Here is a 22,592-nt window from a genome sequence, read left to right on the forward strand (position 1 = left end):
GCCTCAAGGCCCGTACTCACGACACGTCTCAAGGCCCGTAGCGCTCAAGACACGCACTCAAGGCCCGTGTCCAGGCCTGTCCCGCTCAGCCTAGTGACGCGTGCTCACCGACGCAGCAGGTCCACCTTCACGTCCGCCGGGAAGCCGGTCGTCGGGCCGATCCGGCGGGCGAACTCGGCGACCGCCTCCAGCTGCGGGGTGCCGAAGCTGAAGTCGAGGGTGGTGAAGTACTGCGCCAGGGTCACCTCGTCGAAGGCCTCCCAGCGGGCGGCCTGTTCGGCGACCTTGGCGACCTCCTCCAGGGAGAGGTTGCGGGATTCGAGGAAGGCCTGGTGGACCTGGCGGGTGATGTCCGGCTCGCGGTCGGCGTAGTCGCGGCGGGCCGCCCAGACCGCGAAGACGAACGGCAGTCCGGTCCACTCCTTCCAGAGCGCGCCGAGGTCGTGGACCTCAAGGCCGTAGCGCGGGCCGTCCAGCAGGTTCGCCCGCAGTGCCGCGTCGCCGATCAGGACCGCCGCGTCCGCCTCCTGCATCATCAGGCTGAGGTCGGGCGGGCAGGTGTAGTAGTCGGGCCGGACGCCGTAGCGGTCGGCGAGGAGGAGCTGGGCGAGGCGGACCGAGGTGCGGGAGGTCGAGCCCAGGGCGACCCGGCGGCCGTCCAGCTGGTCCAGCGGGACCTGCGAGACGATCACGCAGGACATCACCGGGCCGTCGCAGCCGACGGCGATGTCCGGGAAGGCGACCAGGTCTGCGGCGTTCTTCAGGAACTCGACGAGGGTGACGGGGCCGATGTCGAGGTCGCCGCGCACGAGCTGCTCGCTGAGCTTCTCCGGGGTGTCCTTGGTCAGCTCGAAGTCGAGGAGGGTGCCGGTTCTCGCGAGCCCCCAGTAGAGGGGCAGGCAGTTCAGGAACTGGATGTGGCCGACGCGCGGCCGGGTGCGAGAATTGTCCACATCGCGACCCTAGACCCCGTGGGGTACGGTGCCGGGACCGGCCCCGCCGTCACCTCGCCGTCAAATGGCCCAACGGCCGTTCAAACATCCGGGTGAAGTGATCTTTCCCTCTATTGCTTTCGGCTGCCCGGATGCTAGGCTTGCCGCAAGTTGCAGTTTGGTTTCCCTTGCAGTACAGAGCCTGCGGAGCATGTAACCGCAGGCTCTCGTCGTTTTCAGACGTATGCAGTTGCGCAGCACCGTTTCGCACGTGCAGGTTCTGGAGCAGGGCAACCCTTTTGAGCCCAAGGAGGGCTTATGGCTACCGGAACCGTTAAGTGGTTCAACGCCGAAAAGGGCTTTGGCTTCATCGCCCAGGAGGGCGGCGGCCCCGACGTCTTCGTTCACTACTCCGCGATCAACGCCTCCGGCTTCCGCTCCCTCGAGGAGAACCAGCAGGTGAGCTTCGACGTGACGCAGGGCCCGAAGGGTCCGCAGGCGGAGAACGTCACCCCCGTCTGATCACTGCCTGATCGCAGAACCTGAGAGCAGTACCCAAGGAGCCCCGCGCCGTTCCGGCGACGGGGCTCCTGCCTTTCCCGGGCCCACCGCCGGTCCCGGCCGTTGATGAATTCTGTGCGAATTCTCTACGTGTGCTGCATGACGAGAACGAAGGTCGTACCCGGCGCCAGCGCCTCGTAGGAGTGCGGCACATCTCCCCTATAGGTCATGTAATCCCCCGGGCCGAGTTCCGCCTCCTCCCCCGCCGGGCCCGCCTTCATCCGGCCGGAGCTCACGATCAGATGCTCGACCGTGCCGGGGATGTGCGGTTCCGACACCCGGGCCGCCCCGGGCTCGGCGCTCAGGCGGTAGATGTCCCGCCGGGCCGACGGCGGGCTCGCGGACAGCAGGGTGGCGACATAGTTCGCCTGCGCCGAGGCGACCGCCGGGCCCTCGCCTGCCCGGATCACCTGGATGCTCGGCGCCGGCGGCTCCACCAGTGCGCTGAACGGCACCCCCAGGGCGACCGCGAGCGCCCAGAGCGTCTCCACGTTGGGATTGCCGCTCGCCGCCTCCAGCTGGGAGAGCGTCGACTTCGCGATTCCGGCGCGTTTGGCCAGCTCGGACAGGGACAGCCCGGTGCGGGTGCGCTCACGCTTGAGTGATGCGGCGATCCACTCCAGAGGGAGCCGGGCGGGGGGACGGGGAGGCGGCTCGGACATCTCGTTCGCTCCATCGGTACGACCGTTCGGCTTGACGGACAGAGTACCTGCTGTTCATTGTAGAAAACATGCGTTCGTTTCTCCGAACACCCAGTGATCGTTCCCTGCTCCGCGACAGCTCTCTGGTCTGGCTGGCCAGCGGCGTCGTCGGTGTCTCCTTCGGTGCAGTCTCCGTCGCCGGCGGGCTGCCGGTGTGGGTGCCGGTACTGATGTCACTGGTGGTGTACGCGGGATCGGCCCAGTTCAGCGCGGTGGGAGTGCTGCTCGCCGGGGGCGGCCCGCTCGCGGCGGCGGCGACCGGACTGTTGCTGAACACCCGTACGGCCGCCTTCAGCCTGGCCGTCGCCGAGATCCTCGGGACCGGACGGGTGGCCCGCTTCCTCGGCGCCCACCTGGTCACCGACGAGACGGTCGCCTTCGCCCTCGCCCAGCCCGACCCGGTACGGCAGCGGCGGGCCTTCTGGATCTCCGGGCTCGGGCTGTTCGCCGTGTGGAACACCGGGGTGCTGGCCGGTGCGCTCGCCGGGGGTGCGCTGGGCGACACGGCCCGCTACGGGCTCGACGCCGCGTTTCCCGCCGTACTGGTCGCCCTGGTCCTGCCCCAGCTGCGGGGGGACGCGGCGGTACGGCGGTGTGCGGTGATCGGCGCGGTCGTCGCCCTGGTGGCGACGCCCGCCGTGCCCGCCGGGGTGCCGGTGCTGCTCGCCCTGACGGGGCTCTTCCTGTATCGCCGACAGCCTGTGGAGGCCGCCGCATGAACGCCGCTGTTGTCGTGATCCTCGCGCTGGCCGTGGGCACGTACGCCTTCCGGCTGGTGGGGCCGGTGCTGCACGGGCGGGTCGAGATACCGGCCCGTGCGCAGGAGCTCGCCTCGGCCGGAGCGGTGGTCCTGCTCGTCGCGCTCCTGGCCACCGGTGCGCTGACGGAGTCCGGCGGCTTCGCGGGCTGGGCCCGGCCCGCCGGGGTCCTGGTCGGCGGCGTGCTGGCCTGGCGCCGGGCACCGTTCGCGGTGGTGGTGCTGGGCGCGGCGGCGACGGCCGCGCTGCTGCGGCTTGCCGGGGTGGGCTAGGCCCCCGGCCGGGCCGCCTTCCGCCAGATCGTCAGGTCTCCCTGCAGGAAGGCGATGTCCGGGAGCGCGGTGGACTTGGTCTGGATCACGTACAGTCCGATGTCGCCCTCGATGTCCTTGATGCAGAACTCGGTGCCGGCCGCCGCCCCGGCCAGCGTCCAACTGTGCTTCTTGGCGCTGCCGAGTATGAGCCGGCACTCGTCGAGGGTGGTGCCGTGCGCACCCCACATCTGGACGAAGACGGCGCTGTCGCTCGTCAGCTCACACCCGATCGACCGGCAGTCGAAGCGGATGTCACCCCTGCGGTCCTCCCGTGCGGGCTCCTTGTCCCCGAGGCTCAACGAGGTCTTCGCGTCGAGCCGCACCGGGGCGAAACCCTCCGGCCGCGGGTCCTGGGGCGACGCCGACGAGGATGCCCCGTTCCCGGACGCGCCGCCGCCACCGTCACCGGCCCCGCGCGCCGACGAGTCCGGCGCATGCGAGGAGGAGCCCGGCGCGGACGCCGACGACCGTGCCGCCGGCCCCGTGGCGGACGTCCTGGAGCCCGCCGTGCCCCGGCCAACGGGCCTGTCCTTGGCGTCCATCACGAACCACGCCAGGGCCGCCACCAGCAGCGCGCCTCCCGCCACACCGGCGGCCGTGATCAGTCCGGCGCGCCGCTTGCGGGCCTTGCGCTGGTCCGCCGTCGGCTGCGGCCACCCGGCCGGCGACCGCGGGTACCCGATCAGCGGCTGCGGGGAGACCGGGGTGGGGTCGGGCAGCGGCGCCGGGACCACGACCTCCGGCCCGGTGATCTCCCGCCACACGGCCGGTCCCCCGCCCGCGTCGGCGTCCGCCCCCAGCCGCTGCCGGCACCACTCCACGACCTCCGCCGCCGTGGCCCGCTCGGCCGGGTCCGCGGCCAGGCAGCGGGCGAAGAGCGGCCGCAGCGGCTCGGGCAGCAGGGACAGGTCGGGTGCGGAGTGCACGATGCGGTACAGCATGTTGACGCCCGAGCCGTCGCCGTAGAGCGGCCTGCCCAGCGCCGCGAACGCCGCCGTCTGACCGAGCGCGAAGACATCGGTCGCCGTCGTGACCTCGTCCCCGGACGCCTGCTCCGGGGCCATGAACGCGGGCGTGCCGATGGTGTTTCCGGTCGCCGTGTACGACGTCCCGTCGGCGGCCAGTGCGATCCCGAAGTCGATCACCCGTGGCCCGTCGGCGGCCAGCAGCACGTTCGACGGCTTCAGGTCCCGGTGCACGATGCCCTCGGCGTGGATGGCCTGCAGCGCCTCCGCCACCCCCGCCATCAGCCACAGCACCGCCGGAACCGGCAGCGGTCCGCGCCGGGCCACGGCCTCCGCCAGCGACGGCCCCGGCACGTAGAGCGTGGCCAGCCAGGGCGGCACGCCGTCCGCGTCGGCGTCGATCAGCTCGGCGGTGTACGCGCCCCGGACCCGCCGGGCCGCCCTGACCTCCCGTGCGAACCGCCGCCGGAAGTCCGGATCGTCGGCCAGCTCCGGCCGCACGACCTTGAGGGCCACCGGCCGGCCACCCTGCGTGTGCGACAGGTAGACCCGTCCCATACCCCCCGCGCCCAGCCGCGCGGCGAGCCGGTAACCGGCCACCACCGGCGGATCGTCCCCCTGCAGTGGCTGGAAAACGTCTGTCGCCTGATCCATCGGCCCTTTCCCCCGCCCCGATCAACTGACCGAACGACAGAAGCCTAAAGGCCTGTCAGTGCGGGTCGTTACGGTCCTCCCCATGACCGACACCGAGGACTTCCTCACCGCCACCCGCACCTTCTACGACACGGTCGCCGAGGACTACGCCGACCACTTCCGGAACCCGCTCGCCGACAGGCCGCTGGAGCGGGCGCTGCTCGCCGCGTACGCCGAACTGGTCGGCCCGGACCGGCCGGTGGCCGACCTCGGCTGCGGGCCCGGCGCGGTCACGGCCCATCTCGCGAGCCTGGGCCTGTCCGTCTCCGGCCTCGACCTCTCCGAGTCGATGCTCACCGTCGCCCGCCGCGAGTATCCCGCTCTGCGGTTCGAGCAGGGGTCGATGCTGGAGTTGCCCCTTGAGGACGGTTCCCTCGCCGGGGTCGTCTCCTGGTACTCCAGCATCCACACACCCGTGGCCGAACTCCCCCGTCTGCTTGCCGAATTCCACCGCGTCCTCGCCCCCGGCGGCCACCTCCTCCTCGCCTTCCAGACGGGAGACGAGCCGCTCCGCCTCACTCAGCCGTGGGGGCGTCCGGTCACGCTGGACTTCGAGCGCCGTCGTCCCGAGTTCATGGCGGGGCTCCTGGCCGACGGCGGTTTCGTCCTGCGCTCCAGCACCGTGCGCGCACAGGACACCGCGCTGGGCGAGACGGCGGACCAGGCGTTCCTTCTCGCCCGAAAGACAGGCTGACCAGGCAGAACTCTCGCTCAGCGAGCGGCGGCGACCGTATCCGCGAAGGCGCGTGCCGGAGGGCTGAGGGCGTCCCAACGGCGGACGGCCCAGCCGACCGGGAGGGGGCGCAGGCCCCGCAGCCGGACCAGCCGCAGATCGCCCTCCCCCGGTACCGGCAGTCCGGGTACGGCGGGTACGACCGCCCGGCCCACGCCCAGCTCGGCCAGCAGCAGCGCCGTGTCCCAGTCGGCGACGCTCGTGTCGTAGGCGAACCGCACGCCCAGCTCGGCGCAGGCCGCGTCGAGTCGGGCGGCGGAGGTGGAGTTGGGGGGCAGGCGGATGAGGCGTACGTCGGCCAGTTCCGCGGGGTCGAGATCCGGCCGTTCGGCGAGGGGATCGTCGGCGTGGACGGCGAGCAGCCAGGGCAGTTCCGCGACCGTCCGCTGCTCGATGCCACGGACCCGGGGGCCGACGGTGATCCACGCCAGGTCGAGGGTGCCGTCGGCGAGGGCGTCGAAGGTGCCGCGTCCCGAACTGACGGTACGGAACTCCAGATTGACCTCGGGATGACGGCGGCGGAAGGTGACCACCGCGTCGGACATGAAGTGCCGGACGGTGGTGGCGCCGGTGGCGACGCGGACGTACCCGCTGTGGCCGTCGACGAGGTCGCGCAACTGCCGTACCGCGAGGTCGAGGCCGGATATGCCCTCGGCCGCCGCCGCTTCCAGAATCCGGCCGGCCTGCGTGGGGACCACGCCCCGCGGTTGCCGTTCCAGCAGCGCCACCCCGGTCTCCCGCTCCAGCCGCTTCACGTGCTGGCTCACGGCGGACTGGGTGCAGCCGAGGTCCCGCGCGACGGAACTGAGGCTGCCGGCACGGCACACGGCCACGAACACGCGAAGGTCGTCCAGCGTCACAACTCCCAAGCTAGCACTTGTAGGTTCGAAGGAAACCCAAGGATTGACTGAGGGTCAGGTGCCGTACGAGGATCAATGGCGGGCCGCGACCGACCCAGGCGGCAACCCGCTCCACGCCCCGCCGAGAGTCCGGACCGAGGCGGGACCAGCGCGGAGCGGGTGTCGACCGTAGCCGCTTCGACGCACCGGCCTCAGTTCCCGTACAGGCTCTCCACCTCGCGGGAGAAGTCCCGCGTGATCGCCTCACGGCGGAGCTTCAGGGAGGGCGTCAGATGGCCGGCCGCCTCGGTGAAGTCCACGGGGAGTACGGCGAAGCGGCGGATGGACTCGGGGCGGGAGACCAGCTTGTTGGCCTCGTCGATCGCTCGCTGCAGGATCGCCTCCAACTCCGGGTCGCCGAGCAGGAGTTCCGGCGGCACCGGGTGCTTGCCGATCATCTGCCGCCAGTGGGTGATGCCGTCGGGGTCGAGGGTGATCAGCGCGGCGACGTACGGCCGGCCGTCGCCGACCAGCATCACCTGCGAGATCAGCGGGTGCTGGCGCAGCCAGTTCTCCAGCGGGGCCGGGGCCACCGACTTGCCGCCCGCGGTGATCAGCAGTTCCTTCTTGCGGCCGGTGATGGTGAGGTAGCCCTCGTCGTCCAGTTCGCCGATGTCGCCGGTGGGCAGCCAGCCGTCCCTGGTCGCGGGGACGACTCCGCCGGCCTGCGGGTCCCAGTAGCCGCGCAGGACGTGGTCGCCCGCGACGAGGATCTCGCCGTCGGCCGCGATCCGGACGCGGGTGCCGGGGAGCGGCCAGCCGACCGTGCCCAGGCGGGGTTTGAGGGGCGGCGTGACGGTCGTGGCGCCGGTGGTCTCCGTCAGGCCGTAGCCCTCGAAGATCTCGATGCCGGCGCCGGCGTAGAACGCGGCGAGGCGCCGGCCGAGCGGGGAGCCGCCGCAGATGGCGTGCCGGACGCGTCCGCCCATGGCGGTGCGGATCTTGCGGTAGACGAGCGGGTCGTAGAAGCTGCGGGCCGTCTTCAGGGAGCGGCTCGGGCCGCTGCCGGCGCCGGTCTGCCGGGCCTCCAGCGCCTCGCCGTAGCGCCGGGCGACGGCGGCGGCGCGGTCGAAGACCGCCACCCGGCCGCCCGACTCGGCTTGCGCACGGGCCGAGTTGTAGACCTTCTCCAGCATGTACGGGATGGTCAGCAGCGCGGTCGGCCTGAAGGCCGCCAGGTCCGGAAGCAGGTCCTCGGCGGCCAGGCTCGGCGCGTGGCCGAGGCGGACCCGGGCCCGGACGCAGGCGATGGCCACCATGCGTCCGAAGACGTGGGACATCGGCAGGAAGAGCAGGACCGAGGGCTCCTCGTCCTGGGCCTTGAAGACCGGGTGGAGCAGCTCGATGGCGTTGTCGACCTCGGCGAAGAAGTTGCCGTGCGAGAGGGCGCAGCCCTTGGGGCGGCCGGTGGTGCCGGAGGTGTAGATGAGCGTGGCGAGGGTGTCGGGACCGAGCATGCCGCGCCGTACGGCGACTTCACCGTCCGGCACCTGTGCGCCGGCCTCGCCGAGCCGGGTCACGTGCTCCTTGTCCATCACCCACAGATGGCGCAGGTCGGGCAGGTGCTGGAGTTCGGGGCCGATGGCGGAGGCCTGGCCAGCGGTCTCGGTGATCAGGGCGACGGCGCCGGAGTCGTGCAGGATCCAGCGGGTCTGGAAGACCGAGGAGGTGGGGTAGACCGGCACGGTGACCAGGCCGGCGGCCCAGGCGGCGAAGTCGAGCAGCGTCCACTCGTACGTCGTACGGGCCATGACGGCGATGCGGTCGCCCGGCATCAGGCCCTCGGCGATCAGCCCCTTGGCCACCGCGAGCACCTGCTCGGCGAAGTACGCGGCCGTCACGTCCGTCCAGCGGCCGTCGGGCAGCTTGCGGCTGAGCACGATCGCGGCCGGCGCGGCGTCCGCGTTGTCGAAGGGCAGGTCGGCGAGGGAGCCGTGTTTGAGCGGGGATGTGAACGGCGGTACGGACACCTCCCGCACCACACCCTCCAGCCGCTGGACCCACGGCTCCACGAGGACCGGGCGGCCGTCGTAGTCGGTGGCGGAGACGGGGGTGTTCGGGTACGGCGTGGACACGAGCGGCTCCTGTGGCGTGCGTGCACCTGCGGCGCCTTGACGGAAAGGGGTTACCGCAGGTTAGGGAGGTGATCGTACGGCTCCGCTGTGAGGGGATTGTGCGAGTCCGGGAATGGTCCGGAGCCGGGGATGTGCAGCCTCGGGGGTTATGTGACGGGGGCTCACGTTTGATTCCCCGCCGGTGACGCGCCCCTGCCCGTCACCCGCACTCCCGGGTCGGGTCGGCCGGCGGTGTCCATGTGTTGCCCTGCATCAGATTGCCCAGGCCCGACCACGCGAAGTTCATCAGGGTGGTCGCCGCCTGGCGGGCGGTGACTCCAGGCGTGGTGTTGGCCCACACGGCCAGCGACTCCGCCGCACCCACCAGTGCCTCGGCCAGCCCCGCCACCTCGTGCTCGGGCAGGTCGGGGGCCCGGTGGGCCTCGCGGGCCGCGGCCGCGACCAGCCGGGTCACGAACGCCACGATCTCCTCGCGCATCGCGGCGACCTCGGCCGCGAAGGGCTCCCCGTGCGTTCGGGCCTGGAGGTGCAGCACCGACCAGGCGTCGGGGTGCGCGGCGGTGTGCGCGAAGAAGGCCCCGAGCCCGTCCCAGAGCCGGCGGTCGGCGGGCAGGTCCGTGCGGACCCCGGCGCGGACGGCCTCCGTCAGGGCGGTGGCCTCGCGCCGGATGCAGGCGGTGAAGAGGTCTTCCTTGGAATTCAGGTACAGGTAGACCAAGGGCTTGGACACGCCGGCGAGTTCGGCGATCTCGTCCATCGAGGCGGCCATGTAGCCGCGTCGGCCGAAGATCCGCACGGCGGCGTCGAGCATCTGCTGCTCCCGCACCGCCCGCGGCATGCGCTTGATCCTCGCCCCACCCATGAGGGCAAGACTAGTTGGACGCGGCTGCCCCGCCCTGCGCCCTCGCGGCGTCGTCGACGCCGTCCTCCTGGCTGCGGTTGGCGTCGAGGTTGGCCTTCATCCGGTCGACCCTGTCGACGATCTGCACCGAGGCCCGGTCCCGCTCCTTGCGCAGCACCACCCAGCTGATCGGCGCCGACAGGACCAGCGCCAGCAGCAGCACCCACAGGAAGTTCGAGTCGCCGAAACCGCGCGGGAAGATGCCGGAGTAGACGGCTCCCCAGACGACCACGAGGCAGCCGGCGAAGATGCCGAGGCGCATCAGCGTGTAGCGGAGCATCTCAATCCACTCGTCCGATTCCAAAAGGGGTCATCGTCCAGTGAAGCACGACCGGGGAGGGATCTTGCAGGGGGGTCAGCCGAGGGACAGCAGCATGATCACGTCGTCGCGGTCGTCGCCGGGTGCCGCCCGGATGGCGCCCGGCACCCGGCCGACCTCCTTGTAACCGCAGGAGCCGTAGAACCGCTCCAGGCCCAGGCCGCCCCGGCAGCTCAGCCGTATCGCGTCGATGCCGTCGAAGGTACGGGCCGCGTCCGCGGCGGCCGCCAGCAGCTCGCGGCCGTACCCCTTGCCCTGGTGCCTCGGGTGGACCATCACCGTGTACAGCCACACCCAGTGCTGCTGGAGCCGGTGCGTGTTGAAGGAGAAGAAGGCGGTCGCGGCCGGCTCGCCCGTCTCGTCACAGCCGACCAGCAACCGGTGACGGCCCTCTGCCATGGCCACGAAGTGGCGCACCAGCTCCGGCCGGACGTCCTCCCGGCTCACCGGCGGCACGAAGCCCACGGCACCGCCCGCGTTGGAGACGTCCGTCCACAGGTCGAGGATGCCGTCGCGCAGGGCAGGGGTGATGGCGGGGTCCAGGGTGAAGGTAAGCGGCATGGGGCCACTTTAGCCATTACGGGAGGGGGATCCGTCACCCGAGGGCGCGCGCAGCCACCTTCAGGTCGGCCACGAGCCCCTGGTACGCGGCCTTCCTGTCCGCGTCGTCCTGCGCCCGCAGTACCGACGACGGATGCACGGTCGGCACCAGCCGCTCGGGCCGGCCGTGGATCTCCCGCTCCAGTACGGTCCCGCGCACCTCACCCACCCGGAACGACGACCCGAGCAGCGCCTTCCCGGCCGTCGCACCGAGCACCACGATCAGTTCGGGCTCGACCAGCGCCAGCTCCGCGGCGAGCCACGGCCCGCAGGCGGTCATCTCCCGCAGGCTCGGGGCCTTGTGGATCCGGCGCTTGCGCGGCTCGGCCCGGGTGAACTTGAAGTGCTTGACGGCGTTGGTGACGTACGCCTCCGCCGGGTCGATGCCGGCTTCCTCCAGCGCCCTGTCGAGCAGCTTGCCGGCGGGGCCGACGAAAGGTCTGCCCTGGCGGTCCTCCTGGTCGCCGGGCTGCTCGCCGACGAGCATGACGCGGGCGTGCGTGCTGCCCGCGCCGAACACCGTCTGCGTGGCGTCCCGGTGCAGCGGGCAGCCGCGGCATCCGGCGGCGGCTTCGCGGAGGGCGGCGAGATCGGCGCCCTCGGGGACGAAGGGCTCCGCCGTGTAGGCGTCCTCGGGGGCCTTCGTTGAAACCATGCCGGGCGGGTACCCCTTGTGCCCCGCCTTGTCACCGACCGGGCCGCGTCACACCCGCATCGGCTGGGGGGACTCCCTGCGGGCCGGGTCCGGGCCGTCGTACTCGCGGATGATCTCGTAGCGCGTGTTCCGTTCCACCGGGCGGAAGCCGGCGTCGCGGATCAGCTCCAGCAGGTCCTCACGGGTGAGCTTGTTCGGCGTACCGAAGTTGTCGGCGTCGTGGGTGATCTTGTACTCGACCACCGAGCCGTCCATGTCGTCCGCGCCGTGCTGCAGGGCCAGCTGCGCGGTCTGCACCCCGTGCATGACCCAGAAGACCTTCACATGCGGGACGTTGTCGAAGAGCAGCCGGGAGACGGCGAAGGTCTTCAGGGCTTCCGCACCGGTCGCCATCTGGGTGCGGGCCTGAAGGCGGTTGCGGATCTTGCCGTCCTTCATGTCCACGAAGTCGTGCTGGTAGCGCAGCGGGATGAAGACCTGGAAGCCACCCGTCTCGTCCTGCAGCTCACGCAGGCGCAGGACGTGGTCCACGCGGTGGCGGGGCTCCTCGATGTGGCCGTAGAGCATGGTGCACGGGGTCTTCAGGCCCTTCTCGTGCGCCAGGCGGTGGATGCGGGACCAGTCCTCCCAGTGGGTGCGGTGGTCCACGATGTGCTGCCGGACCTCCCAGTCGAAGATCTCGGCGCCACCGCCGGTCAGCGACTCCAGGCCCGCGTCGATCAGCTCGTCCAGAATCTCCGAGGCGGAAAGACCGCTGATCGTCTCGAAGTGGTGGATCTCCGTCGCCGTGAAGGCCTTCAGGGAGACGTTCGGCAGGGCCTGCTTCAGCTCCCTGAGCGAACGCGGGTAGTAGCGCCACGGCAGGTTCGGGTGCAGGCCGTTGACGATGTGCAGCTCGGTGAGGTTCTCCGACTCCATCGCCTTGGCCAGCTTGACGGCCTCCTCGATGCGCATCGTGTACGCGTCCTTCTCGCCCGGCTTGCGCTGGAACGAGCAGTAGGCGCAGGAGGCCGTGCACACGTTGGTCATGTTCAGGTGCCGGTTGACGTTGAAGTGGACCACGTCGCCGTTCTTGCGGGTCCGGACCTCGTGCGCCAGGCCGCCGAGCCATGCCAGGTCGTCCGACTCGTACAGCGCGATGCCGTCCTCGCGGGTCAGCCGCTCACCGGAGCGGACCTTCTCCTCCAGCTCGCGCTTGAGTCCGACGTCCATGCCAACACCTTTCTACGACAGCACCGCCAACGGTATCCCTAGACCTCTTCGGGCAGCTCCCCGACCCGGTTCTCCCACTTCGTGGACAGCACGATGGTGGTACGGGTCCGGGACACACCGTTGGTGCCGCTGAGCCGGCGGATGGTCTTCTCCAGGCCGTCGACGTCCGACGAGCGCACCTTGAGCATGTAGGAGTCGTCGCCGGCGATGAACCAGCAGTCCTCGATCTCCGGCAGGTCCCGCAGCCGCTGGGCGACGTCCTCGTGGTCGGCGGCGTCGGAGAGCGAGATGCCGATCAGGGCGGTCACGCCGAGACCGAGCGAGGCCGCGTTCACCGTGGCGCGGTAGCCGGTGATGACACCGGCCGCCTCCAGCCGGTTGATGCGGTCGGTGACGCTGGGGCCCGACAGGCCGACGAGACGCCCCAGCTCCGCGTAGGAGGCCCGGCCGTTCTCCCTCAGGGCCTGGATGAGCTGCCTGTCCACCGCGTCCATGCGATCGAAGCCTTCCGCTGAAGAGGTCCGAAGTTGAAGAGAAGTACGTGCTTGCCGAACTAGCTCGGTGTGCCGCCGCCGAGCTCACCGCGCCACCGCCGGTACAGGCCGTGCTCGACGCCCGCCGCGTCCAGCACCCGCCCGGCGACGAAGTCCACCAGGTCCTGAATGTGGGTGGCGCCCGCGTAGAAGGCGGGCGAGGCCGGTACGACGGTGGCACCGGCGTCGTCCAGGGCGACCAGGTGGCGCAGGGTCTGCCCGTTCAGGGGCGTCTCCCGCACCGAGACGACCAGCGTCCGGCGCTCCTTCAGGGTGACGCTCGCCGCACGCTGCAGCAGATCCTTGGACAGCCCGAGCGCCACACCGGCCACACAGGCGGTGGAGGCGGGCACGATGAGCATCCCCTTCGCCGGGTACGACCCCGAGGACGGACCGGCGGCGAGGTCGCCCGCGCTCCAGTACCGCACCGCGCTGACGTCCACGTCGAAGGTGCCGGGCTTGCCGTCGGCGCCCCGGGCCAGCCATTCGCGCAGGTCGTCCTGCCAGTGGGCGTCCCGGAACGAGATCCCCGTCTCGTCCAGCAGCGTCAGCCGCGAGGCCCGGCTGACCACCAGGTCGACCGCCTCCCCCGCCCCCAGCAGCGCCCGCAGCACGGCTGCCGCATACGGCGTCCCGGAAGCACCGGACACCCCTACGATCCAAGGCACGCGCTGCGTTTCTCCTGCGTTCACACCTTGAGCGTACCGGTGGGTCGGGCAGGGTTCAGGCCGGGTGGCCCGGGGTTCGTCAGACCGTCAGACCGCGCACCAGCAGATCGAGCAGGGCGCACACGAACAGGGCAATCCCGATGAAGCCGTTGACCGAGAAGAACGCCCTGTTGAGACGGGACAGGTCGTGCGGGCGCACGATGCGGTGCTCGTAGACGAAGGCGCCCGCCACGATCGCCAGGCCCAGCCAGAAGAAGGCACCGGCGTGCGTGGTCAGGGCGTACCAGACGAACAGGCCCGTCGTCACGGTGTGGCAGACCCGCGCGCCCCGGATCGCCGCCGGGATGCCGAAGCGGGCCGGGACCGACAGGACGCCGATCTCACGGTCGGTCTCGACGTCCTGGCAGGCGTAGATCAGGTCGAAGCCGCCGATCCAGACACCGACGGCGAGGCCGAGGATCACCGCGTCCCAGTTCCAGTGCCCGGAGATCGCGAGCCAGCCGCCGATGGGGCCCATGGACTGGGCGAGGCCGAGGATGGCCTGCGGGAAGTTCGTGAACCGTTTGCCGTAGGGGTAGACCACCATCGGGATGACGGCGACCGGGGCGAGGGCCAGGCACAGCGGGTTGAGCAGGGCCGCCGCGCCGAGGAAGACCACCAGGGCGATCAGGGCGCCCGTCCAGGCGTGCCGGACCGACATCGCGCCGGTCACCAGTTCCCGGTGGGCCGTGCGGGGGTTCCGGGCGTCGATCTCGCGGTCGATGATCCGGTTGACCGCCATCGCGAACGTGCGCAGGCCCACCATGCAGACGGTGACCAGCAGCAGCCGGACCCAGTGGATGGTCCTGTCCCACTCGTACATCGCGGTGAGGGAGGCGATGTAGGCGAAGGGCAGCGCGAAGACCGAGTGCTCGATCATCACCAGGCGCAGGAAGGCTTTCGTGCGTCCCGGCTGGGGGATCGCTGCGGAGGCGCTGCTCACAGGCCGTACTCCTTCCAGCGGCGGTCCACCAGGGCCGCCGTATCGGGGTCGGAGAGGACCATGTCCGGCCAGCCCCCGTCCCGGGTGTAGCCCTCCTCCGGCCACTTCTTGGTGGCGTCGATCCCCGCCTTGCCACCCCAGAACTGCTGGTAGGAGGCGTGGTCCAGGTGGTCGACAGGGCCTTCGACGACCGTGAGGTCACGGGCGTAGTCGGTGTTGCCGAGGGCCCGCCAGGCGACCTCGTGCAGATCGTGCACGTCGCAGTCGGAGTCCACGACCACGATCAGTTTGGTCAGGGACATCATGTGCGCCCCCCAGATCGCGTGCATCACCTTCTGCGCGTGCTTCGGGTACTTCTTGTCGATCGAGACGATCGCGCAGTTATGGAAACCGCCGGCCTCGGGCAGGTGGTAGTCCACGATGTCCGGGACGATGATCTTGAGGAGCGGAAGGAAGAAACGCTCCGTCGCCCTGCCCAGCGGGCCGTCCTCGGTGGGCGGGCGGCCCACGACGATCGACTGGAGCAGCGGGCGCCTGCGCATCGTCACACAGTCGATCCTCAGCGCCGGGAACGGCTCCTGCGGGGTGTAGAAACCGGTGTGATCGCCGAAGGGGCCCTCCGGGAGCATCTCGCCGGGCTCCAGCCAGCCCTCCAGTACGACCTCGGCCTGAGCCGGCACCTGCAGGGGCACCGTCCTGCAGTCGACCATCTCGATCCGCCTGCCCGCGATGAACCCGGCGAAGAGGTACTCGTCGATGTCGCCGGGGAGCGGGGCGGTGGAGGCGTACGTGACGGCCGGGGGACAGCCGAAGGCGATGGCGACGGGCAGCCGCTCGCCCCTGCGCGCGGCCACCTGGTAGTGGTTGCGGCTGTCCTTGTGGATCTGCCAGTGCATGCCGATGGTGCGCTTGTCGTGGCGCTGCAGGCGGTACAGGCCCAGGTTCCGGATGCCGGTCTCGGGGTCCTTGGTGTGGGTCAGGCCCAGGTTGAAGAAGGAGCCGCCGTCCTTGGGCCAGGTGAACAGCGCCGGGAGCCGGTCGAGGTCCACCTCGTCGCCGTGCAGGACGACCTCCTGGACCGGGGCGCCCGCGGACTTGACCTTCTTCGGCGGCACGTGTGTCATCGCGCCGAGCTTGCCGAAGGCCTCGCGCACGCCGACGAACCCGTGCGGCAGCTCGGGCCGCAGCAGGCCGCCGATCTTCTCGGAGATCTCGCCGTACGACTTCAGGCCCAGCGCCTTCAGCAGGCGGCGGTCGGTACCGAAGACGTTCATGGCCAGCGGCATCGCCGAGCCCTTCACGTTCTCGAAGAGCAGGGCCGGGCCGCCGGACTTCTGCACCCGGTCGACGATCTCCCCGACTTCCAGATACGGGTCGACCTCGGCCTTGATGCGCTTGAGGTCGCCCTCGCGCTCCAGCGCCCGCAGCAGGGAGCGAAGATCGTCGTAAGCCATGCGCCCAAGTATCGCCGACCTACCCCTTTGTCCCTGCGCCCACCCCTGCCCGACCCGGGTCCGGCGTGGCTGGGATACTCGTCGATCATGAGACGTCGTCGCGTGTCACGGCTCCCGGCCCTGTTGGTCCCGCTGATCGCGCTCGCCGCGTGCACGCCGCAGCAGGACCCGGACAACTCCGCCGCATCCCCGGTGATCCGTATCCCGGCCGCCGAACGCCAGGCCGCCCCCGACCTCGGCGGCACCACGCTCGACGGCGGCCGCATCCGGCTGTCCGACTACCGGGGCAAGGTCGTCGTCCTCAACGTCTGGGCCGCCTACTGCGGCCCGTGCCGTGCAGAGGCGCCCGAACTCTCGCAGGCCCAGCGGCACTTGGCGACCAAGGGCGTCCAGGTGCTGGGCGTGGACACCGACGCCGAACGCTCGCAGGGCCGGGCCTTCGCGAGCGATCACCACCTGGCCTACCCGAGCCTGTACGACCCGGGCAGCCGGCAACTCGTCCACCGGACGCCTCCGAAGTACCTGGGGCAGGCGCTGCCGTACACGCTGTTCATCGACCGGAACGGGAAGATCGCCGCGCAGGGCCTGGTCGGGCTCACCGAGGCGGACGTGCGCACCATCACGCGTCCGCTGCTCGCCGAGAAGGCGGACGGGACGCGCTGAGCGGGGCTCAGTGGCCGGCCAGGCAGTGGTCGCTCTGACGCACCGGTGCCACCAGCCGGCTCAGCTCCATGAGGACGGTGTCGGTCTGCCGTACCGAGGCCGAGAGCGTGACCTCCACGGCGGGCCGGCGGCCGTAGGTGACGAGCAGGTCGTACCCGTCGCGCGCGGCGGCCTCGCGCAGCACCCAGTCCACGCCGTTCACGGCGACGCACGGGTCCTTCGCCGGGGCGGGCGGGTTGAGGCCGCAGCGCAGTCGTACCTTCCCGTGGCCCCAGGCCGCCAGCCCCTCGTAGGTGAAGGGGTCACGCCGGTCGCCGTCCAGGCGGTCCGGGTAGTGCGCGGCGATCCGGGCGCATGCCGGGTCCTTCGCCAGCGGCCCCTGCCGCATGCCGAACACCGGGGAGGCCAGTTCCCGTGCGACCAGCACGCCGCCGAGGACCAGGCCGCCGGCGGCCAGCCCGGCCGCCGCCCGTCTCCTGCGCCCGTCCGTCCTCATCCCGGCCACCTCTCCCCCGGTCCACGGGCAGCGATCATCAAGGTGTCCATCATGACCACCCGCTACTCTGGCCCGGTCACCGGGGCCCTCTCACTTCGTCGGGGGATTGCACGCCATGCTCAGGTATCTGCCGTTCCTGCTGGTCCTGGCTCTGTGGATCTACGCCTTCGTGGACTGTCTGAACACCCCCGAGGAAGAGGTGCGGCATCTGCCGAAGGTCGCGTGGGTGATCATCATCCTGCTCTTCGGGGAGGTGCTGGTGGGCCCGGTCGCCTGGCTGATCACCGGCCGGGTGCGGCACGCCCCGGCCGACGGCTCGGCGTCCGCCTGGGTCGCGCCCGACGACAACCCCGAGTTCCTCAAGTCCCTCGGCAAGGACGACCGGGACACGTGATGGAGCTCCGGCTGCTCGTCACCTTCGAGAAGGTCGCCACGGTACTGAGTTTCACCCGGGCCGCGGCCGAGCTGGCGTACGCCCAGTCCAGTGTGACCGGTCAGATCCGCACCCTGGAGACCTCCCTCGGGGTGGAGCTGTTCGACCGGCTCGGCAGCCGGATCCGGCTCACCGAGGCCGGCGAGCGGCTGCTGCCGTACGCCCGGCAGATCATCGAGCTGACCGAGGAGGCGCGGGCGGTGGTCGTCGAGCCGGAGGAGCCGTCCGGCACCCTGACCGTCGGCACGATGGAGTCCCTGACCTCCTACCGGCTGCCGCCGCTGCTGGAGTACTTCCACCACCGCCATCCCAAGGTGCGGCTCGCGCTGCGCACCACCATCGGCGACGAGACCCGGCAGGCACTGCGCCAGGGCACGTACGACGTCGGGTTCCTGATGGAGGAGGAGACCGAGCACCCGGGGCTGGAGACCGCGGTGCTCACGGTGGAGCCGCTGGCCCTGGTCGCGGCGCCCGGACACGCCCTGGCCGGCGCTCGGGTCACGACGGCGGAGCTGACCGCGCAGCCCCTGCTCGCCACCGAGCCGGGCTGCGCCTACCGGGATCTGTTCGAGCGGAAGCTGACGACGCTGAAGCCCGTGGACTTCCTGGAGTTCGGCACGATCGAGGCCACCAAGCGCGCGGCGGCGGCCGGCCTCGGGGTCGCACTGCTGCCCGAGGTGACGGTCGCCGCCGAACTCGCGGAGGGCTCTCTCGTACGGCTCGGCTGGGAGCCGCCGTTCACGCTTCGGACGCAACTGGCGTGGCGGGCCGGGAAGCGGCTTCCGGCGCACGCGCGGCTGTTCGTGGAGCAGGCGCGGAGGCTGGTCGCCGAGCAGGACGGGCCAGTGTGACCCTCAGGCTCGCCGTCACGATCAGCGGGACGCCCAGCGCCTGCACGGGCCCGATGTGGTGGCCGTACACCGCCCAGTCCATGACCATCGCCACGGCCGGGTAGACGAAGGCGAGCACGGCGATCTTCGAGGTCGGCAGCTTGGCGTACGCGGCGTACATGAGGACGTACATCACGCCGGTGTGGATCAGACCGAGCCCGGCGAGCCAGCCCCAGCCCCGGCCGGTGCCGCTCATGGCGCCGAAGTCCGCGAAGGGCAGCAGCAGCGGGATGCCGACCAGGACCTGGACGAGGGCGATCAGATGCGGGCGGACGCCGGTGATCCGCTTGGTGACCAGGGTGGACAGGCCGTAGAGCAGGGCGGCGAGGAGGGCCTGGCCGATGCCGGTCAGATACGACCCGCCGCTCGCGAACTCTCCGGGTGTGACGCCCGAGACCAGGACCAGCCCGGCGAAGGCCACGGCGATCCAGCCGGCCTTGGCGGCGGTGAGCCGTTCACGGAACAGCAGGGCGCCGAGGAGGACCACGTAGAACGGCTGGGTGTGGTAGACGACCGTGGCCACGGAGATGGACGTGTTCCTGTACGACTGGAAGAGCAGCACCCAGTTGAAGACGATGAAGACCCCGCCGAGCACGGCGAGTCCGAGGGTGCGCCGGGTGAAGCCGTGATCGCGCAGCCAGCCACGGGCGGTGACATAGCCGCCGAGGGCGAGGGCGCCGAACAGGACGCGGAAGAAGACGACGTCGAAGGGCGGGGCTCCCGACTCGACGACGAAGACGCCGAGGGTGCCGGAGAGCATCATGGCGGTGGTCAGCTGGGCGGAGCCCTTGAGTTCCGGGGTCATGACACCGACGCTAGGGCCGGGTCCCGGCCGGGTTCCACGCACTGGTGCGGGACGCTGCCGATGGGGCCATCGGCGCCGCCGATACGGGCAGGTGACCGAGAAACCGTCGACTGAGTGGCCGTCAACTCCTCCCCCTGCGACGTCACTTCGCGGCCCGTAACGACTTGCCATCGCCCACCGGCGATGTTGTTAATGGTGGTCACTGAGTTGCGACGGATCGCCTGACCTCTGGGGGACAGAAACAGATGCAGACCGGCCAGCCACCCGAACGCCCGGCCCAGGATCCGCCGAGCGCGCAGACCGCTCCTCCGGCGCCTGCGGCCCCGCCCACCGCGCACACCGCGGCGCCGCTCATGCCGGACGTCCCCGCGCCGCCCGCGGTGCAGGAGCCGGACCGGGTCGATCTCCGGGTCAGCAAGCGGATCCTGTGGATCGGCGCGGCGGTGTACCCGCTGGCGAACATCGCCCGCGTCTACACCTTCGTCCTGCGGCCCAGGCGCAAGGAGGCGGTGCTGAGGTTCCTGCGGTACACCGCGGGGACGCTGATCGTCGGGTTCATCGCGATGCTGCCCAGCCTGCCCTCCCTCACGTTCGGCGGGGGCGCGGAGCAGCACTCCGGCGCCGCGGGCTACGTCACCTTCATCTGGATCACGGCCGTGTGCGTCGAGATCTACTTCCTCATCGACATGTTCTCCGTCCTGACCGCCGCCCCGCACCACGTCATGGCGGTCGAGACCTCGGGCGCCTCTACCGCGCTGGTCACCAGCCCGGACCCGCGCTACCTGGACCAGGTCGTCGGCCAGATCTCCTACGCCATCGATCATCCGGAGGCCGAGTTCAAGGTGACGGTGGAGAGCCTCACCGTCTCGCCGAGGAACTACTACTTCGGCGACAACGTCAACATGTACGGCGGCAGCGGAAACGTGGGGATCGGCGCATGAGCGGCACCAACTACTACTACGGCGACAACGTGAACATGTACGGCGGCCAGGGCAACCAGGGCATCGTCAGGAACGAGGGCGGCGCCGGAGCCGGGCAGCAGGACCCGGCCCTGGTCGCCGCCCTCGCCGAACTGACCGGTCTCATCGCCCAGTTGCGGGCGCAGGTGCCGGCGCCCGACGCCCAGCTCCTGGACGAGTCCCTGCCCGCCCTCAGCCCCGACGCCGCCGTGCCCGCGCTGGAGCGGCACCGGGCGCTGCGGGCGATCGCCGGGATCGCCGCCGCCGTCGGAGCGGTCGGCCAGCCGGTGGCCGAGGCCGTACGGGCGATCACCGCGATGGTCAGCGGGTAGCGCCTACGGCGGCGGCACCCGTCATGTCCGGGCCCAGCTCTGCGAGGACGCCCCCGACTGGCAGCTCGCCTCGGCCACGTTGCCCCCGAAGGCGAGGTCGAGGCAGCCGCCGTCGTAGACCGTGCGCAGGGAGTTGCCGTGGCCGGTCGTCCAGCGGAGGTTGCTGCCGCCCTGCGAGCAGTCGCCGACGAAGACCGCCTGGCCGTTGCCGTTGGCGCTCAGGCAGGCGCCGGTCGAGGCGTTGACGACCTTGACGCTGCCGCCGGCGGCACTGCGGAAGGTCCAGCGGGCCGTGGAGTCCGAGCAGTCGCCGAGGCCCGAGGAGCCGTAGACCTGGATCAGGCACTTGCCGTTCTCACCGTTCTTCAGCCGGAACACACCCCCTCCGCCGGAGCCACCGGAACTGCCTGAACTGCCGGATCCACCGGAGCTGCTGGACCCTCCCGAGCTGCTGGAACCCCTGGAGCTGCCGGATCCAGATCCGGAGCCGCTGCCACTGCCACTAGCGCTACCGCTATCGGCACCGCTCCCCGTGCCGGATGCACCGCCGGAGCCGTCCGCCCCACCCCGCGGATCCGCAGTCGATCTCTCCCTGTCCCCCGTGTCCTCGCGCTTCTTCCCCCCGCTCGCCGGAGAGGCGGAGCGCTTCTTTCCCGCGCCCTTCGCGCCCTTCCCGGTGGGGCTCGCCGAGGAGGCACCGGGGGTGGGATCCGCCGGCGCGGAGACGGAGGCGCCCGGTGTGCCGGCGGCGCCGTCGCGGTGGGCGTCGGTGGCGTACGGCGCCAGCTGGAAGGCGAGGGTCGCGACACCGGCACCGACCACGATCGGTACGACGGCCACCAGCACCCGCCTGCGCCGCCGCTCGGCCGGACGCCCACCGGCCCGCACAACGACCTCACCCTCCGACCGACCGCGTCCGACCCCGGCCCCGCCGGGCCCCGGTCCACCGTCCTGAGGCTCCGGCCCCGCGCCCTGGGGTTCCGCTCCGGCGCCCTCGGTCCCCCGGTCGGCGCCGCCGGTGCCCGGTGCGGGGTTCTCGGTGGCCGGATCGGGCTTCGCGTCGATCGCCCGGAGGGTGCTGGGGGGCGGCGTCTTCTGCGGGGCCTGGCTTTCCTCCGGGGGTCCGCCCGGTTCCGGCTGTGGCGCCCGGGCGGCGAACTCCGCGCGGGCCGTGAGGGGTTCGGTGAGGGAGGGGGGCCACAGCGGGGTGGCGGGCGGTGTCCGGGCGGCGGCCAGTTCCAGCAGTTCGGCCGCGCTGGGGCGGGCGTCGGGGTCCTTGTCCAGGCAGGAGGCGACGACCGACGCCAACTCACGGTCAGCCGCGCGCAGTTCCTCCAGATCGGGCTGTTCGTGCACGATCCGGTACAGCACGCCGTGCCCGGACTCGTCACCGAACGGCGGCCGCCCGCACCCCGCGTACGCCACCACGGACCCGAGCGCGAAGACGTCCACGGCACCGGTCAGCCGACGGACCCCGGAGGCCTGCTCGGGAGACATGTAGGCCGGGGTGCCGACCACCATCCCGGTCCGGGTCAGCCGGCTCTGCTCGGCGGCCCGGGCGACCCCGAAGTCGATCAGGGTGACCCCGTCGAGGGTCAGCATGACGTTGGACGGCTTGACGTCCCGGTGCACCATCTCCAGCCCGTGCACCGCGGCCAGCCCCGCCGCCGCCTCCCGCAGCAGCAGCCACAGCGACTCGGCCGGCAGCGGCCCGCCGTGCACCTCGACGGCCTCCCGCAGCGTCAGCCCGGGGACGTACGCGGTGGCGAACCACGGCGGCCGGGCGTCCCGGTCCCCGGCGAGCAGCGGCGCGGTGGCCCCGGCGGGCAGCCGGGAGAGGTTGTCCAGTTCGTGCCCGAAGCGGCGGACGAAGTCCTTGTCCTCGCCGACGACCGACGGCAGGACCTGCTTGACGGCGGCGTACCGCCCCTCGTGCACACCGAGGTAGACCCGCCCCATGCCGCCGGCCCCGAGTCGCCCGACGAGCGGGATCGGTCCGATCCGCCGGGGATCGTCCTCCTCCAGCGGAGCGACGCCGTTGTGTTCCCCGTTCAACTCT

The 22,592-nt window shown here is 71.3% G+C and carries 26 protein-coding genes; 9 read left to right on the forward strand and 17 right to left on the reverse strand.

Going from position 1 to position 22,592, the window contains the following annotated elements:
* Nucleotides 1-104: 104 nt before the first annotated feature.
* Nucleotides 105-953 carry a menaquinone biosynthetic enzyme MqnA/MqnD family protein gene (locus tag ACZ41I_RS20190; protein WP_399774769.1) on the reverse strand — a complete coding sequence of 283 codons (849 nt, stop codon included), beginning with the start codon at nt 951-953 and terminating at the stop codon, nt 105-107.
* 297 nt (nt 954-1,250) lie between these two features.
* Between ACZ41I_RS20190 and ACZ41I_RS20195 the strand changes: the two genes are divergently transcribed.
* A complete protein-coding gene (locus tag ACZ41I_RS20195) occupies nt 1,251-1,454 on the forward strand; it encodes a cold-shock protein (RefSeq protein WP_003992177.1) in 204 nt (67 codons plus the stop codon).
* 125 nt (nt 1,455-1,579) lie between these two features.
* Here ACZ41I_RS20195 and ACZ41I_RS20200 read toward each other — a convergent pair whose 3' ends face one another.
* Nucleotides 1,580-2,155, reverse strand: a complete 576-nt coding sequence (locus tag ACZ41I_RS20200) for a helix-turn-helix domain-containing protein (RefSeq protein ID WP_363214230.1) — start codon at nt 2,153-2,155, stop codon at nt 1,580-1,582.
* Nucleotides 2,156-2,223: 68 nt separating this feature from the next.
* On the opposite strand from ACZ41I_RS20200, the gene ACZ41I_RS20205 reads away from it, so the two are divergent.
* Nucleotides 2,224-2,913, forward strand: coding sequence for an AzlC family ABC transporter permease (locus ACZ41I_RS20205; RefSeq protein WP_468514705.1), 690 nt, complete (start codon nt 2,224-2,226; stop codon nt 2,911-2,913).
* Nucleotides 2,910-3,224: an AzlD domain-containing protein gene (locus tag ACZ41I_RS20210; protein WP_363214233.1), complete on the forward strand. Its 315-nt coding sequence runs from the start codon at nt 2,910-2,912 to the stop codon at nt 3,222-3,224. Before ACZ41I_RS20205 ends, ACZ41I_RS20210 begins: the two co-directional genes overlap by 4 nt.
* On the opposite strand, the gene ACZ41I_RS20215 is transcribed toward ACZ41I_RS20210, so the two are convergent.
* A complete protein-coding gene (locus ACZ41I_RS20215; protein ID WP_468514706.1) occupies nt 3,221-4,885 on the reverse strand; it encodes a serine/threonine-protein kinase in 1,665 nt (554 codons plus the stop codon). The genes ACZ41I_RS20210 and ACZ41I_RS20215 overlap by 4 nt on opposite strands.
* 82 nt (nt 4,886-4,967) lie before the next feature.
* On the opposite strand from ACZ41I_RS20215, the gene ACZ41I_RS20220 reads away from it, so the two are divergent.
* Nucleotides 4,968-5,618, forward strand: a complete 651-nt coding sequence (locus tag ACZ41I_RS20220) for a class I SAM-dependent methyltransferase (RefSeq protein ID WP_468514707.1) — start codon at nt 4,968-4,970, stop codon at nt 5,616-5,618.
* A gap of 17 nt (nt 5,619-5,635) precedes the next feature.
* On the opposite strand, the gene ACZ41I_RS20225 is transcribed toward ACZ41I_RS20220, so the two are convergent.
* The 11 genes from ACZ41I_RS20225 to ACZ41I_RS20275 all read right to left on the reverse strand — a co-directional run bounded on the left by ACZ41I_RS20225 (nt 5,636) and on the right by ACZ41I_RS20275 (nt 15,955).
* On the reverse strand, nt 5,636-6,517 hold the full coding sequence (locus ACZ41I_RS20225) for a LysR family transcriptional regulator (protein ID WP_468514708.1): 882 nt from the start codon (nt 6,515-6,517) through the stop codon (nt 5,636-5,638).
* A gap of 191 nt (nt 6,518-6,708) precedes the next feature.
* Nucleotides 6,709-8,631 (reverse strand): AMP-dependent synthetase/ligase, encoded by a 1,923-nt coding sequence (locus ACZ41I_RS20230; protein ID WP_468514709.1) that lies wholly within the window; start codon nt 8,629-8,631, stop codon nt 6,709-6,711.
* A gap of 199 nt (nt 8,632-8,830) precedes the next feature.
* Entirely contained in the window at nt 8,831-9,493 is a 663-nt protein-coding gene (locus ACZ41I_RS20235; RefSeq protein ID WP_468514710.1) for a TetR/AcrR family transcriptional regulator, read from the reverse strand.
* A gap of 10 nt (nt 9,494-9,503) precedes the next feature.
* Complete coding sequence (locus tag ACZ41I_RS20240; protein ID WP_363214239.1) at nt 9,504-9,812, reverse strand: DUF4229 domain-containing protein; 309 nt, start codon at nt 9,810-9,812, stop codon at nt 9,504-9,506.
* A 75-nt stretch (nt 9,813-9,887) separates the two neighbouring features.
* Complete coding sequence (locus ACZ41I_RS20245; RefSeq protein ID WP_468514711.1) at nt 9,888-10,412, reverse strand: GNAT family N-acetyltransferase; 525 nt, start codon at nt 10,410-10,412, stop codon at nt 9,888-9,890.
* A 34-nt stretch (nt 10,413-10,446) separates the two neighbouring features.
* Nucleotides 10,447-11,106 carry a UdgX family uracil-DNA binding protein gene (locus ACZ41I_RS20250; RefSeq protein WP_468514712.1) on the reverse strand — a complete coding sequence of 220 codons (660 nt, stop codon included), beginning with the start codon at nt 11,104-11,106 and terminating at the stop codon, nt 10,447-10,449.
* Nucleotides 11,107-11,154: 48 nt separating this feature from the next.
* Complete coding sequence (gene mqnE / locus ACZ41I_RS20255; RefSeq protein WP_363214242.1) at nt 11,155-12,318, reverse strand: aminofutalosine synthase MqnE; 1,164 nt, start codon at nt 12,316-12,318, stop codon at nt 11,155-11,157.
* A 38-nt stretch (nt 12,319-12,356) separates the two neighbouring features.
* Nucleotides 12,357-12,812, reverse strand: coding sequence for an Lrp/AsnC family transcriptional regulator (locus ACZ41I_RS20260; protein WP_363214243.1), 456 nt, complete (start codon nt 12,810-12,812; stop codon nt 12,357-12,359).
* A 59-nt stretch (nt 12,813-12,871) separates the two neighbouring features.
* Nucleotides 12,872-13,519 (reverse strand): UbiX family flavin prenyltransferase, encoded by a 648-nt coding sequence (locus ACZ41I_RS20265; protein ID WP_363214245.1) that lies wholly within the window; start codon nt 13,517-13,519, stop codon nt 12,872-12,874.
* A gap of 79 nt (nt 13,520-13,598) precedes the next feature.
* The gene (gene mqnP, locus ACZ41I_RS20270) at nt 13,599-14,501 is read right to left on the reverse strand and encodes a menaquinone biosynthesis prenyltransferase MqnP (RefSeq protein ID WP_399774748.1); all 903 of its coding nucleotides are present in this window, start codon (nt 14,499-14,501) and stop codon (nt 13,599-13,601) included.
* Nucleotides 14,498-15,955, reverse strand: coding sequence for a menaquinone biosynthesis decarboxylase (locus ACZ41I_RS20275; RefSeq protein ID WP_363214247.1), 1,458 nt, complete (start codon nt 15,953-15,955; stop codon nt 14,498-14,500). Before ACZ41I_RS20275 ends, mqnP begins: the two co-directional genes overlap by 4 nt.
* A gap of 87 nt (nt 15,956-16,042) precedes the next feature.
* Here ACZ41I_RS20275 and ACZ41I_RS20280 point away from each other — a divergent pair, with 87 nt between their 5' ends.
* Nucleotides 16,043-16,618, forward strand: a complete 576-nt coding sequence (locus tag ACZ41I_RS20280; RefSeq protein WP_399774746.1) for a TlpA family protein disulfide reductase — start codon at nt 16,043-16,045, stop codon at nt 16,616-16,618.
* Nucleotides 16,619-16,625: 7 nt separating this feature from the next.
* Here ACZ41I_RS20280 and ACZ41I_RS20285 read toward each other — a convergent pair whose 3' ends face one another.
* Nucleotides 16,626-17,114, reverse strand: a complete 489-nt coding sequence (locus ACZ41I_RS20285; RefSeq protein ID WP_468514713.1) for a DUF3515 family protein — start codon at nt 17,112-17,114, stop codon at nt 16,626-16,628.
* Nucleotides 17,115-17,229: 115 nt separating this feature from the next.
* On the opposite strand from ACZ41I_RS20285, the gene ACZ41I_RS20290 reads away from it, so the two are divergent.
* Complete coding sequence (locus tag ACZ41I_RS20290) at nt 17,230-17,508, forward strand: PLD nuclease N-terminal domain-containing protein (protein WP_363214250.1); 279 nt, start codon at nt 17,230-17,232, stop codon at nt 17,506-17,508.
* The gene (locus tag ACZ41I_RS20295; protein ID WP_468514752.1) at nt 17,508-18,398 is read left to right on the forward strand and encodes a LysR family transcriptional regulator; all 891 of its coding nucleotides are present in this window, start codon (nt 17,508-17,510) and stop codon (nt 18,396-18,398) included. The genes ACZ41I_RS20290 and ACZ41I_RS20295 overlap by 1 nt, the downstream gene beginning before the upstream one ends.
* Here the strand turns inward: ACZ41I_RS20295 and ACZ41I_RS20300 are convergent.
* A complete protein-coding gene (locus ACZ41I_RS20300) occupies nt 18,286-19,242 on the reverse strand; it encodes a DMT family transporter (RefSeq protein ID WP_468514714.1) in 957 nt (318 codons plus the stop codon). The two genes, ACZ41I_RS20295 and ACZ41I_RS20300, sit on opposite strands and share 113 nt — an antisense overlap.
* Before the next feature lie 245 nt (nt 19,243-19,487).
* Here ACZ41I_RS20300 and ACZ41I_RS20305 point away from each other — a divergent pair, with 245 nt between their 5' ends.
* Complete coding sequence (locus tag ACZ41I_RS20305; RefSeq protein ID WP_468514715.1) at nt 19,488-20,183, forward strand: DUF6232 family protein; 696 nt, start codon at nt 19,488-19,490, stop codon at nt 20,181-20,183.
* Entirely contained in the window at nt 20,180-20,533 is a 354-nt protein-coding gene (locus ACZ41I_RS20310) for a hypothetical protein (RefSeq protein WP_363214253.1), read from the forward strand. The genes ACZ41I_RS20305 and ACZ41I_RS20310 overlap by 4 nt, the downstream gene beginning before the upstream one ends.
* 21 nt (nt 20,534-20,554) lie before the next feature.
* On the opposite strand, the gene ACZ41I_RS20315 is transcribed toward ACZ41I_RS20310, so the two are convergent.
* Nucleotides 20,555-22,588, reverse strand: a complete 2,034-nt coding sequence (locus ACZ41I_RS20315; RefSeq protein ID WP_468514716.1) for a protein kinase domain-containing protein — start codon at nt 22,586-22,588, stop codon at nt 20,555-20,557.
* Nucleotides 22,589-22,592 lie beyond the last annotated feature (4 nt).

It is taken from the genome of Streptomyces sp. NPDC030799 (assembly GCF_055572255.1).

Excerpts from the sequence above, each read along its gene's own strand:
- ACZ41I_RS20210 (WP_363214233.1), top strand. The coding sequence starts at position 2,910 with ATGAACGCCGCTGTTGTCGTGATCCTCGCGCTGGCCGTGGGCACGTAC.
- ACZ41I_RS20200 (WP_363214230.1), bottom strand. The coding sequence starts at position 2,155 with ATGTCCGAGCCGCCTCCCCGTCCCCCCGCCCGGCTCCCTCTGGAGTGG.
- ACZ41I_RS20275 (WP_363214247.1), bottom strand. The coding sequence starts at position 15,955 with ATGGCTTACGACGATCTTCGCTCCCTGCTGCGGGCGCTGGAGCGCGAG.
- ACZ41I_RS20245 (WP_468514711.1), bottom strand. The coding sequence starts at position 10,412 with ATGCCGCTTACCTTCACCCTGGACCCCGCCATCACCCCTGCCCTGCGC.
- ACZ41I_RS20295 (WP_468514752.1), top strand. The coding sequence starts at position 17,508 with ATGGAGCTCCGGCTGCTCGTCACCTTCGAGAAGGTCGCCACGGTACTG.
- ACZ41I_RS20250 (WP_468514712.1), bottom strand. The coding sequence starts at position 11,106 with ATGGTTTCAACGAAGGCCCCCGAGGACGCCTACACGGCGGAGCCCTTC.
- ACZ41I_RS20305 (WP_468514715.1), top strand. The coding sequence starts at position 19,488 with ATGCAGACCGGCCAGCCACCCGAACGCCCGGCCCAGGATCCGCCGAGC.
- ACZ41I_RS20290 (WP_363214250.1), top strand. The coding sequence starts at position 17,230 with ATGCTCAGGTATCTGCCGTTCCTGCTGGTCCTGGCTCTGTGGATCTAC.
- ACZ41I_RS20240 (WP_363214239.1), bottom strand. The coding sequence starts at position 9,812 with ATGCTCCGCTACACGCTGATGCGCCTCGGCATCTTCGCCGGCTGCCTC.
- ACZ41I_RS20195 (WP_003992177.1), top strand. The coding sequence starts at position 1,251 with ATGGCTACCGGAACCGTTAAGTGGTTCAACGCCGAAAAGGGCTTTGGC.
- ACZ41I_RS20205 (WP_468514705.1), top strand. The coding sequence starts at position 2,224 with ATGCGTTCGTTTCTCCGAACACCCAGTGATCGTTCCCTGCTCCGCGAC.
- mqnE (WP_363214242.1), bottom strand. The coding sequence starts at position 12,318 with ATGGACGTCGGACTCAAGCGCGAGCTGGAGGAGAAGGTCCGCTCCGGT.
- ACZ41I_RS20285 (WP_468514713.1), bottom strand. The coding sequence starts at position 17,114 with ATGAGGACGGACGGGCGCAGGAGACGGGCGGCGGCCGGGCTGGCCGCC.
- ACZ41I_RS20260 (WP_363214243.1), bottom strand. The coding sequence starts at position 12,812 with ATGGACGCGGTGGACAGGCAGCTCATCCAGGCCCTGAGGGAGAACGGC.
- ACZ41I_RS20300 (WP_468514714.1), bottom strand. The coding sequence starts at position 19,242 with ATGACCCCGGAACTCAAGGGCTCCGCCCAGCTGACCACCGCCATGATG.
- ACZ41I_RS20215 (WP_468514706.1), bottom strand. The coding sequence starts at position 4,885 with ATGGATCAGGCGACAGACGTTTTCCAGCCACTGCAGGGGGACGATCCG.
- ACZ41I_RS20220 (WP_468514707.1), top strand. The coding sequence starts at position 4,968 with ATGACCGACACCGAGGACTTCCTCACCGCCACCCGCACCTTCTACGAC.
- ACZ41I_RS20235 (WP_468514710.1), bottom strand. The coding sequence starts at position 9,493 with ATGGGTGGGGCGAGGATCAAGCGCATGCCGCGGGCGGTGCGGGAGCAG.
- ACZ41I_RS20280 (WP_399774746.1), top strand. The coding sequence starts at position 16,043 with ATGAGACGTCGTCGCGTGTCACGGCTCCCGGCCCTGTTGGTCCCGCTG.
- ACZ41I_RS20310 (WP_363214253.1), top strand. The coding sequence starts at position 20,180 with ATGAGCGGCACCAACTACTACTACGGCGACAACGTGAACATGTACGGC.